This is a genomic window from Pseudomonas sp. LAIL14HWK12:I1 (assembly GCF_003202095.1).
Taxonomy (GTDB): domain Bacteria; phylum Pseudomonadota; class Gammaproteobacteria; order Pseudomonadales; family Pseudomonadaceae; genus Aquipseudomonas; species Aquipseudomonas monteilii.
Genome location: NZ_QJKG01000007.1, coordinates 131,225 through 149,893, shown reverse-complemented (window position 1 = coordinate 149,893; position 18,669 = coordinate 131,225). Strand labels below are relative to the sequence as shown.

The 18,669-nt window shown below is 62.7% G+C and carries 17 protein-coding genes; 12 read left to right on the top strand and 5 right to left on the bottom strand.

Annotated features, from left to right (window positions below):
• Positions 1–230: 230 nt before the first annotated feature.
• From gcvH to D906_RS18400, 6 genes are all read left to right on the top strand, one after another.
• Complete coding sequence (gene gcvH / locus D906_RS18425; RefSeq protein ID WP_019098195.1) at positions 231–614, top strand: glycine cleavage system protein GcvH; 384 nt, start codon at positions 231–233, stop codon at positions 612–614.
• A gap of 11 nt (positions 615–625) precedes the next feature.
• Entirely contained in the window at positions 626–3,481 is a 2,856-nt protein-coding gene (gcvP, locus tag D906_RS18420) for an aminomethyl-transferring glycine dehydrogenase (protein ID WP_027615487.1), read from the top strand.
• A 141-nt stretch (positions 3,482–3,622) separates the two neighbouring features.
• The gene (locus tag D906_RS18415; RefSeq protein ID WP_027615486.1) at positions 3,623–4,999 is read left to right on the top strand and encodes an L-serine ammonia-lyase; all 1,377 of its coding nucleotides are present in this window, start codon (positions 3,623–3,625) and stop codon (positions 4,997–4,999) included.
• Positions 5,000–5,026: 27 nt separating this feature from the next.
• The gene (gene gcvT, locus D906_RS18410; protein WP_025753775.1) at positions 5,027–6,148 is read left to right on the top strand and encodes a glycine cleavage system aminomethyltransferase GcvT; all 1,122 of its coding nucleotides are present in this window, start codon (positions 5,027–5,029) and stop codon (positions 6,146–6,148) included.
• Between the two features lie 358 nt (positions 6,149–6,506).
• Positions 6,507–6,719, top strand: coding sequence for a cold-shock protein (locus tag D906_RS18405; RefSeq protein ID WP_003257941.1), 213 nt, complete (start codon positions 6,507–6,509; stop codon positions 6,717–6,719).
• Positions 6,720–6,810: 91 nt separating this feature from the next.
• Positions 6,811–7,299, top strand: a complete 489-nt coding sequence (locus D906_RS18400; RefSeq protein ID WP_009687037.1) for an RDD family protein — start codon at positions 6,811–6,813, stop codon at positions 7,297–7,299.
• 63 nt (positions 7,300–7,362) lie between these two features.
• Here the strand turns inward: D906_RS18400 and lptG are convergent, their stop codons facing one another.
• Positions 7,363–8,424, bottom strand: a complete 1,062-nt coding sequence (lptG, locus tag D906_RS18395; protein WP_025753776.1) for an LPS export ABC transporter permease LptG — start codon at positions 8,422–8,424, stop codon at positions 7,363–7,365.
• Positions 8,417–9,532, bottom strand: a complete 1,116-nt coding sequence (lptF, locus tag D906_RS18390) for an LPS export ABC transporter permease LptF (protein ID WP_016713115.1) — start codon at positions 9,530–9,532, stop codon at positions 8,417–8,419. The genes lptG and lptF overlap by 8 nt, the downstream gene beginning before the upstream one ends.
• Positions 9,533–9,833: 301 nt before the next feature.
• Between lptF and D906_RS18380 the strand changes: the two genes are divergently transcribed.
• The 5 genes from D906_RS18380 (at position 9,834) to rlmF (ending at position 16,192) form a co-directional block, all read left to right on the top strand.
• Positions 9,834–11,327, top strand: a complete 1,494-nt coding sequence (locus D906_RS18380; protein WP_025753778.1) for a leucyl aminopeptidase — start codon at positions 9,834–9,836, stop codon at positions 11,325–11,327.
• A gap of 50 nt (positions 11,328–11,377) precedes the next feature.
• Complete coding sequence (locus D906_RS18375; RefSeq protein WP_028614409.1) at positions 11,378–11,806, top strand: DNA polymerase III subunit chi; 429 nt, start codon at positions 11,378–11,380, stop codon at positions 11,804–11,806.
• A 5-nt stretch (positions 11,807–11,811) separates the two neighbouring features.
• Positions 11,812–12,177 (top strand): hypothetical protein, encoded by a 366-nt coding sequence (locus D906_RS18370; protein ID WP_016713119.1) that lies wholly within the window; start codon positions 11,812–11,814, stop codon positions 12,175–12,177.
• Between the two features lie 131 nt (positions 12,178–12,308).
• Positions 12,309–15,155 (top strand): valine--tRNA ligase, encoded by a 2,847-nt coding sequence (locus D906_RS18365; RefSeq protein ID WP_019098190.1) that lies wholly within the window; start codon positions 12,309–12,311, stop codon positions 15,153–15,155.
• Between the two features lie 86 nt (positions 15,156–15,241).
• Positions 15,242–16,192, top strand: coding sequence for a 23S rRNA (adenine(1618)-N(6))-methyltransferase RlmF (gene rlmF / locus D906_RS18360; protein ID WP_027615484.1), 951 nt, complete (start codon positions 15,242–15,244; stop codon positions 16,190–16,192).
• A gap of 50 nt (positions 16,193–16,242) precedes the next feature.
• Here the strand turns inward: rlmF and D906_RS18355 are convergent, their stop codons facing one another.
• Positions 16,243–16,524 carry an HU family DNA-binding protein gene (locus tag D906_RS18355; protein WP_003255106.1) on the bottom strand — a complete coding sequence of 94 codons (282 nt, stop codon included), beginning with the start codon at positions 16,522–16,524 and terminating at the stop codon, positions 16,243–16,245.
• Positions 16,525–16,894: 370 nt separating this feature from the next.
• Between D906_RS18355 and yejK the strand changes: the two genes are divergently transcribed.
• Positions 16,895–17,902: a nucleoid-associated protein YejK gene (gene yejK / locus D906_RS18350; RefSeq protein ID WP_019098188.1), complete on the top strand. Its 1,008-nt coding sequence runs from the start codon at positions 16,895–16,897 to the stop codon at positions 17,900–17,902.
• On the opposite strand, the gene D906_RS18345 is transcribed toward yejK, so the two are convergent.
• Together D906_RS18345 and D906_RS18340 are read right to left on the bottom strand one after the other, a co-directional pair.
• Entirely contained in the window at positions 17,850–18,191 is a 342-nt protein-coding gene (locus tag D906_RS18345) for a GIY-YIG nuclease family protein (RefSeq protein WP_080587368.1), read from the bottom strand. The two genes, yejK and D906_RS18345, sit on opposite strands and share 53 nt — an antisense overlap.
• Positions 18,184–18,660, bottom strand: coding sequence for a nuclear transport factor 2 family protein (locus tag D906_RS18340; protein ID WP_016713123.1), 477 nt, complete (start codon positions 18,658–18,660; stop codon positions 18,184–18,186). Before D906_RS18340 ends, D906_RS18345 begins: the two co-directional genes overlap by 8 nt.
• Between the last annotated feature and the right edge of the window lie 9 nt (positions 18,661–18,669).

Genomic DNA, 18,669 nt, shown 5'->3' with positions numbered 1-18,669 from the left:
AGTACACACCCGTTCGAGTGCTATTGCGCAAGGGTTTGATCCCCAAACCCTTTTTCATGCACAACCTTCTGTAGCGTTTTCGTTCCAAACCAACAAACAGCCATCCCATAAAAATATATAAGGTATTGTTTTTAAAGGATTTTCCTCTATTGGCCGCATTATTGCTAAGGGAAAGCACCCCAAGAGCGCGGAGCCACCGCGCCCAACGCCCTGCTTCCCGAGGATTCCCCATGAGCGAGTTGCGTTTCACTGAAGATCACGAATGGCTGCGCGTCGAAGCCGATGGCAGCGTCACCGTGGGCATCACCGCCTACGCCCAAAACGCCCTTGGCGATGTGGTTTTCGTGCAACTGCCAGAGTTGCAGCCGTATGAGAAAGGCAGCGAAGCGTCCACAGTCGAGTCGGTAAAAGCCGCCAGCGGCGTCTATATGCCCCTGACCGGTGAAGTGGTTGAGGTCAACGGCCAACTCGAAGAAAGCCCGGAACTGGTCAACGAAGACCCGATGGGCGAAGGCTGGTTCTTCCGCTTCATCCCTGCCGACGCCAGCGCCGTAACCGCCCTGCTCGACCAGGACGCCTACGACCGCCTGCTCAAAGCCAACGACGACGCCTGAGGAACCCCGCCATGACCATCCACCTCGGCACCGCCAACGAATTCATCGCCCGCCACATCGGCCCGCGCGCCGCTGACGAGCAGGCCATGCTCGCCGCCCTGGGCTTCGACTCGCTGGAAGCCATGACCGCTGCGGTCATCCCTGACAGCATCAAGGGCACCAGCGTGCTCGGTTCGCACGACGGCCAGAGCGAAGCCGACGCGCTCGCCGCGCTCAAGGCCATCGCCGGCAAGAACCAACTGTTCAAGAGCTACATTGGCCAGGGCTACTACAACACCCACACCCCGGCACCGATCCTGCGCAACCTGCTGGAAAACCCGGCCTGGTACACCGCTTACACCCCATACCAGCCAGAAATTTCCCAAGGCCGCCTGGAAGCGCTGCTGAACTTCCAGACCCTGATCAGCGACCTCACCGGCCTGCCGATCGCCAACGCCTCCCTGCTCGACGAAGCCACTGCGGCGGCCGAGGCCATGACGTTCTGCAAACGCCTGTCGAAGAACAAGGCCAGCCACGCCTTCTTCGCCTCCGTACACTGCCACCCGCAAACCCTCGACGTGCTGCGCACCCGTGCCGAGCCGTTGGGTATCGAAGTCGTGATCGGCGATGAGCGCGAGCTGGGCGATGTCAGCGCCTTCTTTGGCGCCCTGCTGCAATACCCGGCCAGCAACGGTGACGTGTTCGACTACCGTGACGTGGTACAGCGCTTCCACGCAGCCAACGCCTTGGTTGCCGTGGCCGCCGACCTGCTGGCCCTGACCCTGCTGACCCCGCCGGGCGAGTTCGATGCCGACGTGGCCATCGGCAGCGCTCAGCGCTTCGGCGTGCCACTGGGCTTTGGTGGCCCGCACGCGGCTTACTTCGCCACCCGTGACGCCTTCAAGCGCGACATGCCGGGCCGCCTGGTCGGCGTATCGATCGACCGCTTCGGCAAGACCGCCCTGCGCCTGGCCATGCAAACCCGCGAGCAGCATATCCGCCGCGAAAAGGCCACCAGCAACATCTGCACCGCCCAGGTGCTGCTGGCCAACATTGCCAGCATGTTCGCCGTGTACCACGGCCCGGCCGGCCTCAAGCGCATTGCCGAGCGCACCCACGCCCTGACCGCGATCCTGGCCGCCGGCCTGAAGGCGTTGGGCGTGCAGGTAGTGGGCGCCAGCGCCTTCGACACCCTGACTCTGGCCACCGGCACTGCAACCGCCAGCCTGCATGACAAGGCCCGCGCCCAAGGCATCAACCTGCGCCAGGTCGACGCCACCCACCTGGGCCTGTCGCTGGACGAAACCAGCAGCCAGGCGGACGTCGAGTCGCTGTGGCAATTGTTCGCTGGCGACCAGGCTCAACCAGACTTCGCCGCGCTGGCCGCCAGCACCGGTTCGCTGCTGCCTACCGCCCTGTTGCGCCAGTCGGCGATCCTCGAACACCCGGTGTTCAACCGCTACCACAGCGAAACCGAGCTGATGCGCTACCTGCGCCGCCTGGCCGACAAGGACCTGGCGTTGGACCGCAGCATGATTCCGCTGGGCTCGTGCACCATGAAACTGAACGCCGCCAGCGAGATGATCCCGGTGACGTGGGCCGAGTTCGGCAACCTGCACCCGTTCGCCCCGGCAGAGCAGAGCCAGGGCTACCTGCAGATGACCACCGAGCTGGAAGCCATGCTGTGCGCCGCTACTGGCTATGACGCCGTATCGCTGCAGCCCAACGCAGGCTCCCAGGGCGAGTACGCAGGCCTGCTGGCCATCCGCGCCTACCACCGCAGCCGTGGCGAAAGCCACCGCGACATCTGCCTGATCCCGTCGTCGGCCCACGGCACCAACCCTGCGACCGCCCACATGGCCGGCATGCGCGTAGTGGTTACCGCTTGTGACGCCCGCGGCAACGTCGACGTAGAGGACCTGCGCGCCAAAGCCATCGAGCACCGCGAGCGCCTGGCCGCGATCATGATCACCTACCCGTCGACCCACGGCGTGTTCGAGGAAGCGATCGGCGAAATCTGCGCGATCATCCACGACAACGGTGGCCAGGTGTACATCGACGGCGCCAACATGAACGCCATGGTCGGCCTGTGCGCCCCGGGCAAGTTCGGCGGCGACGTGTCCCACCTGAACCTGCACAAGACCTTCTGCATCCCGCACGGCGGTGGCGGCCCGGGCGTTGGCCCGATTGGCGTCAAGTCGCACCTGGCGCCGTTCCTGCCAGGCCACGCGCAGCTTGAAAACACCGAAGGGGCCGTATGCGCCGCGCCGTTCGGCAGCGCCAGCATCCTGCCGATCACCTGGATGTACATCCGCATGATGGGCGGTGCCGGCCTCAAGCGTGCCTCGCAGATGGCAATCCTCAACGCCAACTACATCGCCCGCCGCCTGGAAGAGCACTATCCTGTTCTGTATACCGGCGGCAATGGCCTGGTGGCCCACGAGTGCATCCTCGACCTGCGCCCGCTGAAGGACACCAGCGGCATCAGCGTCGACGACGTGGCCAAGCGCCTGATCGACTTTGGCTTCCACGCCCCGACCATGTCCTTCCCGGTGGCGGGCACGCTGATGATCGAACCGACCGAAAGCGAGTCCAAGGAAGAACTGGACCGCTTCTGCAACGCGATGATCCAGATCCGCGAAGAAATCCGTGCGGTCGAAAACGGTAGCCTGGACAAGGACGACAACCCGCTGAAAAACGCCCCGCACACCGCGGCCGAGCTGGTTGGCGAATGGGCCCACGGCTACAGCCGCGAGCAGGCGGTCTACCCGCTGCCAAGCCTGGTGGAAGCCAAGTACTGGCCGCCAGTGGGTCGGGTCGACAACGTGTTCGGCGACCGCAACCTGGTGTGCGCCTGCCCGTCGATGGAGAGCTATCAGGACGCCTGATGCAGTCGGGAACCATGGGGCTGCTGCGCAGCCCTTTCGCGGCACAAGGCCGCTCCTATACGGGCGGCGCTGTCCTGTAGGAGCGGCCTTGTGCCGCGAAAGGGCCGCAAAGCGGCCCCAAGGTTTGCAGGAGGAACATCCATGTCACTGAGCGTCTTCGACCTGTTCAAGATCGGCATCGGCCCCTCCAGTTCGCACACGGTCGGCCCGATGCGCGCCGCCGCGCGGTTCGCTGAAGGGCTGCGCCGTGACGGCTTGCTCGCCCGCACGGCCAGCGTCAAAGCCGAGTTGTATGGCTCACTGGGCGCCACCGGCAAGGGCCACGGCAGTGACAAGGCGGTGCTGCTGGGCCTTGAAGGCGAACAGCCGGACATTATCGACACCGAAAGCATCCCCGCCCGCCTGCAGGCCATCCGCGACAGTGGCCACATCAACCTGCTGGGCGAGCACAGCATTGCGTTCATTGAAAAACAGCATGTGGCAATGATCCGCAAGCCGCTGGACTACCATCCCAACGGCATGATCTTTCGCGCGTTCGACGAAGCCGGCCTGCAAATCCGCAGCCGCGAGTATTACTCGGTGGGCGGCGGTTTCGTGGTCGACGAGGACGCCGCCGGCCACGACCGCATCGTCGAGGACAGCACCGTGCTGCCCTACCCGTTCAAGACCGCCAAGGAACTGCTCGGCCATTGCACCACGCAAAACCTGTCGATAAGCCAAGTGATGCTGGCCAACGAGGCCGCCTGGCGCCCAGAGGCAGAAACCCGCGCCGGGCTGCTGCGCATCTGGCAGGTGATGCAGGATTGCGTCGAAGCGGGCTGCCAGCATGAAGGCATATTGCCGGGCGGGCTCAAGGTCAAGCGGCGGGCGCCCGCATTGTACCGCCAACTGAGCCGCCACCCCGAAGCCAGCCTGCGCGATGCCCTGTCGGTGCTCGACTGGGTCAACCTCTACGCCTTGGCCGTGAACGAAGAAAACGCCTACGGCGGGCGCGTGGTCACCGCCCCCACCAATGGGGCGGCAGGTATCGTCCCGGCAGTGTTGCACTACTACATGCGCTTCGTGCCGGGCGCCAGCGAGGACGGGGTGGTGCGTTTTCTGCTCACCGCTGCGGCCATCGGCATCCTGTACAAGGAAAACGCCTCCATCTCTGGCGCGGAAGTGGGCTGTCAGGGCGAGGTCGGCGTGGCCTGCTCGATGGCTGCCGGCGCGTTATGCGAGGTGATGGGTGGCAGCGTGCAGCAGGTGGAGAACGCTGCAGAAATCGGTATGGAGCATAACCTGGGCCTGACCTGCGACCCGATCGGCGGGCTGGTCCAGGTGCCGTGCATCGAGCGCAATGCCATGGGCTCGGTGAAGGCAATCAACGCGGTGCGCATGGCCTTGCGCGGCGACGGGCAACATTACGTGTCGCTCGACAAGGTCATCCGCACCATGCGCCAGACCGGCGCCGACATGAAAAGCAAATACAAAGAGACCGCCCGTGGCGGCCTGGCCGTCAACATCATCGAATGTTGACCCGACAACAACACCAAGGAGTCACCGATGTCCGAAACACTGCTCAAGACCCCACTGCACGCCCTGCACCTGGAACTGGGTGCCCGCATGGTGCCGTTCGCCGGCTACGACATGCCGGTGCAGTACCCGCTGGGCGTGCTCAAGGAACACTTGCACACCCGCGAGCAGGCCGGCCTGTTCGACGTTTCGCACATGGGCCAGATCATCCTGCGCGGCGCTGATGCCGCCAAGGCCCTGGAAAGCCTGGTACCCGTGGACATCATCGACCTCCCGGCAGGCATGCAGCGCTATGCCATGTTCACCAACGAGCAGGGCGGCATCCTCGACGACCTGATGGTGGCCAACCTGGGTGACGACACGCTGTTCCTGGTGGTCAACGCCGCCTGCAAGGACCAGGACCTGGCCCACCTGCGAAAACACATCGGCAACCGTTGCGAGGTGCAGCCGCTGTTCGAGCAACGTGCCCTACTGGCCCTGCAAGGCCCAGCTGCGGTCAAGGTGCTGGAACGCCTGGCCCCGGAAGTGGCCGGCATGACCTTCATGCAGTTCCGCCCGGTGAAGCTGCTGGGCGAAGACTGCTTCGTCAGCCGCTCGGGCTACACCGGCGAAGATGGCTACGAAATCTCGGTTCCGGCACAAGCCGCCGAAGCCCTGGCCCGTCGTCTGCTGGCCGAGCCGGAGGTACAGCCGATTGGCCTGGGCGCTCGCGACTCGCTTCGCCTGGAAGCCGGCCTGTGCCTGTATGGCCACGACATGAATGCCGAGACCACCCCGGTCGAGGCCAGCCTGCTGTGGGCGATTTCCAAGGTGCGCCGTGCCGACGGTGCACGTGCCGCCGGGTTCCCGGGTGCCGAGGCCATCTATGCCCAGCAGCGCGATGGCGTGGCACGCAAGCGCGTCGGGCTGCTACCGCAAGAACGTACGCCCGTTCGTGAAGGCGCGGATATTGTCGATGCAAACGATAAACCGGTCGGCAAAGTCTGCAGCGGCGGCTTTGGCCCGACACTCGGCGCACCTGTAGCAATGGGTTATATCGATAGTGAACATGCTGCAGTCGACACCCCGCTGTTTGCCGTGGTGCGGGGCAAGAAGGTTGCCTTGAAAGTCAGCAAAATGCCTTTCGTGGCACAACGTTACTACCGTGGTTGAAACAGCTTTGTGAAGGTTACGGGCAGGTTCCACATATTCGTTTTCGAACCTGCTCAATAACTTTTGAACATGGCGCCAGGCCAGGCGCCATGCCGTTTCCGTCAAATCGGTCGGTTATCGGCAAACGGCTGATTTTCCATACGACCAAGGGCTTGTTTTTCGCTCGGGAGTTGGCGTAGAGTCACTGCACTGTGTTTGCATGGGTCGCAACAGTTCGTGACCTGGGCCAGTAGCCGAGATTTGCTACAACCCGTTCGACGTCTCTTACTTTCCTGCAACCCAGCCCAGTACTCTTTCGCTTACAAACAAGTGCGAAAGAAACTGTCATCAAAATTCAAGCTTCATAGGAAATAAGACAATGGCTGAGCGTCAGAACGGTACCGTCAAGTGGTTCAATGACGAAAAAGGTTACGGCTTCATCACCCCCGAAAGCGGTCCGGATCTGTTCGTGCACTTCCGCGCTATCGAAGGCAACGGCTTCAAGAGCCTGAAAGAAGGCCAGAAGGTTACCTTCGAAGCAGTCCAGGGCCAGAAAGGCATGCAGGCTGACAAAGTTCAGGTCGCCGGTTAAGCCGAACCCGACTTCGAGAAAAGCCCCTGCCAAGTGCAGGGGCTTTTTTTTGCCCGTAGAATAGCGGCTTCGTCTTCTGGAGCCGTCCCGCATGTCCAAGCCTCTGCTCACCCCTCAGGGAGATTTTCCACCGGTCGGCCTGGGCCGGCGCCTGGCGGCGATGTTCTATGACTTTTTACTGTGCACGGCCCTGCTGATCGTGACCGCTGGCGCTTACAAGATGATCCAGATGGCGATCATCGGCGAGGCACGCATGCGCGAGCTGACCGAGGCTGGGGCACTGGATGGCGACCCTCTGCTGTCGACGGTGCTGCTGTTCGCCCTCTTCGGCTTCTTTGCCAAGTTCTGGACCCATGGCGGGCAGACCCTGGGCATGCAGGTATGGGGTGTGCGAGTGCAGAACGCCGATGGTTCGGCCATCAGCCTGTGGCAGGCGCTGTTGCGCTTTGTGGTGTCGATTGCTTCGTGGCTGTGCCTGGGGTTGGGTTTCTTCTGGGTGTTAATCGACAAGCGCAAGCGGGGCTGGCATGACATCTATTCAGAGAGCCAGCTGGTGCGGGTGCCGAAGCAGAAGAAATGAGCACAGGTTAACACCCATGAAAAAGCCGACCCTAAGGTCGGCTTTCTTGTGCAGCTCAGGCCATCAACCCGCCCGGCGCAACAACCACACACCGGCCAAGGCACAAATGCCCGCCGGAATCACCACCGCCAGCAGCGGCGGGAAGCCAAACACCTGGCTAGATGGCCCCAGCAAGTCCTGACCGATTCGGAACACGAAGCCCACCAGCACACCGGTGAACACGCGCTGCCCGAGTGTTACCGAGCGCAGCGGGCCGAAGATGAAGGAAATTGCCATCAGCACCAGTGCCGCAGTCACCATCGGCTGCAGTACCTTGGTCCAGAACGCCAGCCAGTAGCGGGCATTGTTCAAACCCTGGTCAGACAGGTAGTGGATGTAGTCCCACAGCCCGGTAATCGACAGCGATTCCGGCGCCAGGATCACGGTATTGAGCAGTTCTGGCGTGAGCGAAACGTCCCAGCGCTCTTGCGGCGCGCTGACGACTTCGGTGTGGTCACCACGGAAATAGGTGGTGCGCACGTCGGCGAGCAGCCAGTGGTCGTTCTGGTACTGGGCACGGCGGGCGAAGCTCGACGTGACGATCTTGCGCTCGTTGTCGAAGCGGTAACGGGTCACCCCCAGCAGCAAGCCGTTAGGCTGCACGGCGTTGATGTGCACGTACTCTTCACCCTGACGGTGCCACATACCGCGCTTGGAGCTTTGCGCCTCACCCCCGCCCTGGGCCAGCGAGCGGTCGGCCTGGGCCTTGTTCTCGGTCACCGGTGCCACGTATTCACCGATCAGCACGCCGACCAGCATCAGTACCAGCATCGGCTTCATCACCGCCCAGACGATACGGCCGATGGAAACGCCGGCCGCACGCATGATGGTCAGCTCGCTGCTGCTGGCCAGGCTGCCCAGGCCGATCAGGCAGCCGATCAGTGCCGCCATCGGCAGCATTTCGTACAGCCGCCGCGGTGCGGTGAGCAGGACGAAGTTGCCAGCCTCCATCACCGTATAGGTATCACTCAGGTCGCTCATCTCATCGATGAAGGCGAACAGCGAAGCCAGGCCGAGGATGATCCCCAGCACAGCCAGGATGGCCAGCAGCACGCTCTGGCCGATATAGCGGTCGAGCTTAGCCATGGGCCACCTCCGCACGACGGGCAGCGCGCTTGAGGCGCAGCGGCTCCCAGTACATCAGCCCCAGGCCGATCAGCAGGAACAGACCGTGGACCCACCACATGCCCAGGCCGATCGGAAGTTTGCCCTTCTCGAGGGCACCGCGTACGGAAATCAGCATTGTCAGGTAGGCCATGTACAGAAGAATTGCCGGCAGCAGCTTGAGGAAGCGGCCCTGACGCGGGTTGACCCGGGACAGTGGCACCGCCAGCAGGGTGACGACGAACACCAGGATCGGCAGCGACAACCGCCATTGCAACTCGGCACGCTCACGCAGGCCCTTCTTGCCGATCAACTCGGAGGTAGGGATGGCTTCACGTTCGGTGACTTCCTCGCTGACTTCCGGCTTGGGCAGCAGCACGCCATAGGTGTCGTACTTGATGGCGCGGTAGTCGGCCTGGCCCGGGTTACCGTCGTAGCGGTAACCGTTTTCCAGCACCAGATAGCGGTTGCCGTCGGCCTGGATTTCCTGGTGACCCTTTTCCGCGACCAGCACCGACGGCGCGCGGTCCTTGGTTTTGTCCTGGTTGAAGCGCTTCTCCGAAATGAACACCCCGGCCAGGTTGATGCGGTCATCCGACAGCTGCTCGGTATAGGTGACCCGCGAGCCGTCACGCAACGTCTGGAAGCGGCCAGGCACCAGGGTGTCGAACTCGGTCAGCGCGTCTTGCTGGGCGATGATCTGCTGCACCTGGGCCACGCCCAGCGGTGCAAGGCTCAGGCTCAGCCAGGCCACCAGCAGGGCGACCAGGGCGGCCGGCACCATGGTCAGGCCCAACAGGCGCTGCTGGCTCATGCCGGTGGCCGACAACACGGTCATCTCGCTCTCCAGGTACAGGCGCCCGTAAGCCAGGAGAATACCGAGGAACAGCCCCAGCGGCAGGATCAATTGCAGGAAACCCGGCAACCGGAAGCCCATGATCAGGAACAGCACGCCCGGGTCGAGCACGCCCTGGGCAGCCTGGGCCAGGTACTTGATGAAGCGCCCGCTCATGATGATCACCAGCAGCACAGCGCTGACGGCGCTCAAGGTCACCAGGACCTCGCGGGACAGATAACGAAAGACGATCAAACCAGACACTCCTGGGTTGTCAGGGCGGACTGCCATGCAATGGCGCCAAACAATGACTTAGTACATCCAAGACCAATGCCGGTTCGCCAATGGCGAACCTCCATGTAAAGTGCGCGCATTATCCTGTGATTGACCGCCCCTGTCACTTGGCCGCGCATGAACGCGCATAACGGGGTTGTCAGCACGCTTGCCGCAGGCTCAAACTGGCAGCTTTTCCGCTGGCGCGCCACTAAGCGGCCAGGCCCGTCCAGAGCGCTGGCACACACAGCGCCATTCGTATCGATCATTCGGGGATCCTGACATGGAACTGGTTGTAAAAAGCGTAGCTGCTGCATCCGTAAAAACCGCCACACTGGTCATTCCGGTAGGTGAAAACCGCAAGCTCGGTGCTGTGGCCAAGGCTGTCGACCTGGCCAGCGAGGGTGCCATTAGCGCCGTGCTCAAGCGCGGCGACCTGGCCGGCAAGCCGGGCCAGACCCTGCTGCTGCAGAACCTTGCGGGCCTGAAGGCCGAGCGCGTGCTGCTGGTAGGCAGTGGCAAGGATGAAGCCCTGGGCGACCGCGCCTGGCGCAAGCTGGTTGCCAGCGTGGCCGGCGTACTCAAGGGCCTGAACGGTGCCGATGCAGTGCTGGCCCTGGACGATGTGGCGGTCAACAACCGCGACGCCCATTACGGTAAATACCGCCTGCTGGCCGAAACCCTGCTCGACGGCGAATACGTCTTCGACCGTTTCAAGAGCCAGAAGGCCGAGCCGCGCGCCCTGAAAAAGGTCACCCTGTTGGCCGACAAGGCCGGCCAGGCCGAAGTCGAGCGTGCGGTCAAACACGCCAGCGCCATCGCCACCGGTATGGCTTTCACCCGCGACCTGGGCAACCTGCCGCCTAACCTCTGCCACCCAAGCTTCCTGGCAGAGCAGGCCAAGGACTTGGGCAAGGCGCACAAGGCGCTGAAGGTCGAGGTGCTGGACGAGAAGAAGATCAAGGACCTGGGCATGGGTGCGTTCTATGCCGTGGGCCAGGGCAGCGACCAGCCTCCACGCCTGATCGTGCTGAATTACCAGGGCGGCAAAAAGGCCGACAAGCCATTCGTGCTGGTCGGTAAAGGCATCACCTTCGACACCGGCGGCATCAGCCTCAAGCCAGGCGCCGGCATGGACGAAATGAAATACGACATGTGTGGCGCCGCCAGTGTGTTCGGAACCCTGCGTGCCGTGCTGGAACTGCAGCTGCCAATCAACCTCGTGTGCCTGCTGGCCTGCGCCGAAAACATGCCGAGCGGCGGTGCCACCCGCCCGGGTGACATCGTCACCACCATGAGCGGCCAGACCGTGGAAATTCTCAACACCGACGCCGAAGGCCGCCTGGTGCTGTGTGACACCCTGACCTACGCCGAGCGCTTCAAGCCGCAGGCGGTGATCGACATCGCCACCCTGACCGGCGCCTGCATCGTCGCCCTGGGCAGCCACACCTCCGGCCTGATGGGCAACAACGACGACCTGGTGGGCCAGTTGCTCGACGCCGGCAAGCGCGCCGACGACCGTGCCTGGCAGCTGCCGCTGTTCGACGAATACCAGGAGCAGCTGGACAGCCCGTTCGCCGACATGGGCAACATCGGCGGGCCGAAGGCCGGCACCATCACCGCGGGTTGCTTCCTGTCGCGCTTCGCCAAGGCCTACAACTGGGCGCACATGGACATCGCCGGTACCGCGTGGGTCAGTGGCGGCAAGGACAAAGGCGCCACCGGCCGCCCAGTGCCTCTGCTGACCCAGTACCTGCTGGACCGCGCTGGCGCGTGACGCCGTGAGGCCGGTGGCGCCTTGTGCGCCACTGGCCGGCGATTCTCACCATGAGCAAAGTCGACTTCTACATCTTGCCCACCGACTCGCTGTCGGCGCGGCTGGATTTCGCCTGCAAGCTGTGCGAAAAGGCCTGGCGCCTCGGCCACCGGGTCTACCTGCACTGCCAGGACGCGGACCAGCGCAGCGAGCTGGACCAACGCTTGTGGCGCTTCAAGGGCGAAGCGTTCGTGCCCCACGACCTGGCCGAGGTGCATGCCGATGCCGGCGTGGCGTTGGGCTTGGCAGACAGCGCGGGCGAGCACCGCGACTTGCTGATCAACCTGGGCGCCAGCGTGCCGGGCTTTGTTGGCCAGTTCGAGCGGGTGGCCGAAATCGTGGTCGAGGAGCCTGGCATCCGCCAATCGGCCCGAGAGCGATTCCGTTTCTACCGCGAACAGGGCTATGCTCTGCAAGACCACCGCTTACAGCGACTTTGACGACGATGGACAAGCCCTCCCCTTTGCCCGACTCCGCCCATCTGCTCGATGACCTCGAGTCAATCCGCCAGCTGCTTGGCGACGCCGACCTGCAACCGCCGCTGCTGACCGAAACGGTGGAGCAGATTCCGTTGCTGCTTGACGAACCTGCCGGCAACCCTGCACCGGTTGCCGAACCGGTGGCTGCCGAACCCGAGGACGACCCGCAAACCCGCCGCCAGGACACCCTGCTGCACCTGGAGAGCGAACTGCGTGCGGCGGCGCAGATGATCATGCAGGACGTGATCAACGACTTCACCCCGCACATCGAGAACGAGATCAAGCGCCGGCTGGATGCGCGGATCGAGCGGTTGATCAAGCGTTCGGAGTAAGCCTGAATTTCGGCGGTGCCCGCGAAGCAGGCGCCGCCGCACTGCCAGATAGCAGCAGCTTGTCGCCTGCGGCCCCCACCTTGGTTATACTTCCCGGCTTTCCCGAATAAATGCACAGGGTCCCGCCGCGCATGGATAAGACCTACCAGCCGCACGCCATCGAAACTTCCTGGTACAACACCTGGGAGTCCGAGAACTATTTCGCCCCACAAGGTGCAGGCGAGTCCTACACCATCATGATCCCGCCGCCGAACGTGACCGGCAGCCTGCACATGGGCCATGGATTCAACAACGCGATCATGGACGCCCTGATCCGTTTCCGCCGCATGCAAGGCCGCGACACCCTGTGGCAGCCAGGCACCGACCACGCCGGTATCGCCACGCAGATGCTGGTCGAGCGCCAGCTCGAAGCCAAAGGCCAGAACCGTCATGACCTGGGCCGCGAGAAGTTCCTGGAAAAGGTCTGGGAATGGAAGGACCAGTCCGGTGGCAACATCAGCCGCCAGATCCGCCGCCTGGGCTCCTCGGTAGACTGGAGCCGCGAGCGCTTCACCATGGACGACGGCCTCTCCGAAGCCGTTAAAGAAGCGTTCGTGCGCCTGCATGAAGATGGCCTTATCTACCGTGGCAAGCGCCTGGTCAACTGGGATACCAAGCTGCACACGGCCATCTCTGACCTCGAAGTGGAAAACCACGACGAAAAAGGCCACCTGTGGAACCTACGCTACCCGCTGGCCGACGGCGCCAAGACCGCCGAAGGCAACGACTACCTGGTGGTTGCCACCACCCGTCCGGAAACCCTGCTGGGTGACGCGGCCGTTGCGGTCAACCCGAACGACGAACGCTACCAGGCACTGATCGGCAAGTTCGTCGAACTGCCGCTGGTTGGTCGCCGCATCCCGATCATCGCCGACGACTACTGCGACCCAGCGTTTGGTACCGGCTGCGTGAAGATCACCCCGGCTCACGACTTCAACGACTACGAAGTCGGCAAGCGCCACAACCTGCCGCTGCTGAACATCTTCGACAAGAACGCCTTCGTGCTTGCCAGCGCCCAGGCCTTCAACCTCGACGGCAGCGTCAACGAGCAGGTTGATACCCGACTGCCTGCCCAATACGCCAACCTCGACCGCTTCGTCGCGCGCAAGCAGATCGTTGCCGACCTGGATGCCCAGGGCCTGCTGGTGAGCATCGACGACCACGCCCTGAAGGTGCCGAAAGGAGACCGTTCGGGCACCGTGATCGAGCCGTGGCTGACCGACCAGTGGTACGTCTCCACCAAGCCGCTGGCGGAACCTGCCATCGCCGCCGTGGAAGATGGCCGTATCCAGTTCGTGCCCAAGCAGTACGAGAACATGTACTTCTCCTGGATGCGTGACATCCAGGACTGGTGCATCAGCCGCCAGCTGTGGTGGGGCCACCGCATCCCGGCGTGGTACGACGAGGCCGGCCAGGTCTACGTTGGCCGCAACGAGGAAGAAGTGCGCGCCAAGCACAACCTGGGCGCCGACGTGGTCCTGCGCCAGGACGACGACGTGCTCGACACCTGGTTCAGCTCCGGCTTGTGGACCTTCTCCACCCTGGGCTGGCCGGAACAGACCGAGTTCCTCAAGAAGTTCCACTCCACCGATGTGCTGGTAACCGGCTTCGACATCATCTTCTTCTGGGTTGCGCGCATGATCATGCTGACCATGCACCTGATCAAGAACGAGGACGGCACCCCGCAGGTACCGTTCAAGACCGTGTACGTGCACGGCCTGGTCCGTGACGGCCAAGGCCAGAAGATGTCCAAGTCCAAGGGCAACGTGCTGGACCCGCTGGACATCGTCGACGGCATCACCCTCGACGCCCTGCTGGAAAAACGCACCAGTGGCATGATGCAGCCCAAGCTGGCCGAGAAAATCGCCAAACAGACCAAGGCCGAGTTCCCTGAGGGTATCGCCAGCTACGGCACCGACGCCCTGCGCTTCACCTTCTGCTCGCTGGCCTCCACAGGCCGCGACATCAAGTTCGACATGGGCCGCGTCGAAGGCTACCGCAACTTCTGCAACAAGATCTGGAACGCCGCCCGCTACGTGCTGGACAAGGGCGAGGACTGTGGCCAGAACGGCGAAGCTTACGAATTGTCGCTGGCTGACCGCTGGATCATCTCGCAGCTGCAGCGCACCGAAGCCGAAGTGACCCGCCAGCTGGAGCAGTTCCGCTTCGACCTGGCCAGCCAGGCGCTGTACGAGTTCATCTGGAACCAGTACTGCGACTGGTACCTGGAGCTGTCCAAGCCGGTACTGTGGGATGAAAACGCCCCGGTCGAGCGCGCTCGTGGTACCCGCCGCACCCTGGTGCGCGTGCTGGAAGTGGCGCTGCGCCTGGCGCACCCGTTCATGCCGTTCATTACCGAAGAAATCTGGCAGCGCATCGCGCCGCTGGCCGGTATCGAAGGCAAGACCATCATGCTGCAGCCGTGGCCGGTGGCCAATGAGGCACGCATCGACGCCGCCGCTGAAGGTGACATCGAGTGGCTCAAGGAATTGATGGTCGGCCTGCGCAACATCCGCGCCGAAATGAACATCGGCCCAGGCAAGCCGCTGCCGCTGTTCCTGAAGAACGCCAACGCCGACGACCAACGCCGCCTGCTGGAAAACGAAGCGCTGCTGAAGAAGCTGGCCAAGGTGGAGTCGTTCACCGTGCTGGGCGATGCCGACGAAGCGCCGCTGTCGGCCACCGCCCTGGTCGGTGACCTGCAAGTGCTGGTGCCAATGGCCGGCCTGATCGACAAGGATGCCGAGCTGGCGCGCCTGAACAAGGAAATCCAGCGCCTGCAAGGCGAAGTGGCACGCGTGGGTGGCAAGCTGTCCAACGCCGCCTTCGTCGACAAGGCTCCGCCTGCGGTGATCGAGAAGGAACGTGCCAAGCTGGCCGAGTCTGAACAGGCCCTGGCCAACTTCACCGAGCAGCATGCGCGCATCGCTGCGCTGTAAACCTCGGTAAATTCATCGCGGGCAACCCCGCTCCTACAGGTCAACGTAGGAGCGGGCTTGCCCGCGATGCTTTTCAGGACTCCACCATGATCCAGAAACCTACCCTGCACCCGCGCAACCGCCACCAGGGCCGCTACGACTTCCCTAGCCTGATCAAGGCCCACCCGGACCTTGCCCGCTTCACCATCACCAATCCCCACGGCAAACCGAGCATCGACTTCGCCAACCCTGAAGCCGTGCGCGTGTTCAACCGTGCCCTGCTCAAGGCCCAGTACGGCATCCAGCACTGGGATATCCCCGCCGACTACCTGTGCCCGCCCATCCCCGGCCGCGCCGACTACATTCACGTGGCCGCCGATCTGCTGGCCGAAGACAACGCCGGCGAGGCGCCAAAGGGTGCCAAGGTGCATGCACTGGATATCGGTGTGGGTGCCAACTGCATCTACCCACTGCTTGGGCACAGCGACTACCGCTGGCGCTTCCTGGGCTCGGACATCGACCCCGTGGCCCTGGCATCGGCCAAGGCCATCGTGCAGGCCAATGGGTTGGGCAAGGCCATCACCCTGCGCCAACAGACCAATCGCACGCACATCCTCAGCGGCCTGCTGCAGGATGACGAACGCTTCGACCTGACCCTGTGCAACCCGCCCTTCCATGCCTCACGCGAAGAAGCCACCCGTGGCAGCCAGCGAAAATGGAAGAACCTGGGCAAGCAAGACCCCAAGCGCAAGCTGCCTGTGCTCAACTTCGGTGGCCAGAACAATGAACTGTGGTGCGAGGGCGGCGAAATCCGCTTTGTAACCCTACTGGTCGGCGAGAGCGTGCAGTACGCCGAGCGGGTGCTGTGGTTCACCAGCCTGGTGTCCAAGGCCAGTAACTTGCCGGGCATCGAGACCGCACTGAAGAAGGCAGGCGCCAAGGCCGTACGCATCATCGAAATGGGCCAGGGGCAGAAACAGAGCCGCATGGTCGCCTGGAGCTTCCTTGACGATGCCGCGCGCCAGGCCTGGCACGCCCAGCGTAAATCACAGGCATGAAAAAACCGCGCCCGGGCAAGCCGGGCGCGGTTTCGTCAACACGTCAACAATTACTTGTTGATGGCGTCGGTCAGCACTTTGGCTGGAACGAACTTGACGACTTTCTTGGCAGCGATTTCGATGGCAGCGCCAGTCGAAGGGTTGCGGCCGGTACGGGCAGGACGCTCGGAGACTTTCAGCTTGCCGATGCCTGGCAGGGTGATTTCAGCGCCGTTTTCCAGTTGGTCGGCAACGATCTGGCCCAGTTGCTCCAGAGCGTTCTTGGCGGTGGCTTTTGGCGCGGCGATCGATTCGGCGATGTCGGCAATCAGTTGGTCTTTGGTCAATGCCATGGTGGTGTTCCTTCCCTATCAAATTCGATGGTTATGCAGCGAACTACGACGTTATCGGGCCAGCCCCTGAAAGTGGAGGGCCGCGCCAATCGCGTATGTAGATACGTAAATCGGCGTTTGGTTCGACACGACGACAGCACGCTGCCAGCAATGCGCCACACGAGGGGCACAAGACCGCGCAAAACTACCACAGGAGCAGATAAATATCCGCTGCGCACTTCGATTTAATGCAGGTTTTTCGGGGGTTTTAGCTTAAAACGCACAAATTTGAACAAAAAACGAACAACCGACATATCTGCCAACATACGGCCACTGCATCACCTTGTGTCTAGGGTAAACTTGGCAACTTTTGCAGCTCGCCGAGAATCCCATGCCAATCCGTCATTGCATCGTTCACCTGATCGACAAAAAGCCTGATGGCAGCCCCGCGGTGCTGCATGCTCGCGACTCCGAACTGGCCGCCTCCGATGCCATCGAGAACCTGCTGGCCGACCTCAATGACAGCTATAACGCCAAGCAAGGCAAAGCCTGGGGCTTTTTCCACGGTGAGTCGGGCGCCTACCCATTGAGCGGCTGGCTGAAGCAGTACCTGGACGAAGAAAAAGACTTTACCGCCTTCAGCCGCATTGCCGTGGAACACCTGCAAAAGCTGATGGAAGAGTCCAACCTGTCCACTGGCGGCCATATCCTGTTCGCCCATTACCAGCAAGGCATGACCGAATATCTGGCCATTGCGCTGCTGCACCACAGCGAAGGGGTAGCGGTGAACGCCGAACTCGACGTGATGCCCTCGCGCCACCTTGACCTTGGCCAGTTGCACCTGGCGGCACGCATCAACCTGTCGGAGTGGAAGAACAACCAGAACTCCAAGCAGTACATCTCGTTCATCAAGGGCAAGAACGGCAAGAAAGTGTCGGATTACTTCCGCGACTTCATCGGCTGCCAGGAAGGTGTAGATGGCCCAGGCGAAACCCGTACCCTGCTCAAAGCCTTCAGTGACTTCGTCGAGAGCGAAGACCTGCCGGAAGAGTCCGCCCGCGAAAAGACCCAGACCCTGGTCGAGTACGCCACCACCCAGACCAAACTGGGCGAGCCGGTAACGCTGGAAGAGCTGTCCAGCCTGATCGACGAAGACCGGCCCAAAGCGTTCTACGACCACATCCGCAACAAGGACTATGGCCTGTCGCCAGAAATCCCGGCGGACAAGCGCACCCTCAACCAGTTCCGCCGCTTCACCGGGCGTGCCGAGGGGCTGTCGATCAGCTTCGAGGCACACTTGCTGGGCGACAAAGTGGAGTATGACGAGGCGGCAGGCACCCTGATCATCAAGGGGCTGCCGACAACGCTGGTGGATCAGTTGAAGCGGCGCAAGGACTAATCCCCTCAAAGCCGGTAAAGGAGGCCACCAGCGCCTCCTTTGCCGATTTGCGCAGCCGCTTTACCAGCCGCTCCTGACGCAAAGCCTCGCCTTTATCCGGCCATTGCTCCACATACACCAGCGCCTGGGCTGGACTGGTCTTGAAGTAGCGGGCGCCCTGCCCCTTCTGGTGCGCCGCAAAACGCCGCTGAGGGTCATCGCTGATGCCGCAGTACAGCGAGCCGTTGGCGGTCCTTACCAGGTAGACATACCAGGGTTTGCCAACAACTGATTCGACGGTTTCACTCACCTTGGGCCTGCTGGAATGCGCGCAATCCCTTGAATGCCTGCAGGCGAACCTTGTTCTGCACCAGCGGCGACCAGCCCAGCAATACGCCAGGCATACCCAAGGCCTGCCGCGACCAACGCCACAGGTCGAAGGTGTCGTCATGCTGGCAGATCAGCCCATCACGAATGACAAAACGCGCCTGGATGTCGTTGACCACAACACGGTCGGTCTGGGTGAACAGGTAGGTGGCCACCCAGTGCGCGCCGCCACTGCGCTCATCGGCGCGGACGCTGTCGAACGTCAGGGTAAAGTTCTTGGCGCGGCGGGTGAGCATACGCCACATATCACCTGCATCCTTGCCGCGCAGGGTGCCGAAAACCGGGTCGCTGAAAACGATATCGTCGCTGTAGCAGGCCACCATCGCCTCGGCGTCCAGGCGCTGGAAGGCCTGGTAGAAGCGGGTGATCAGGTCGCGGTTGGCGTCGCTCATGGGGGCAGG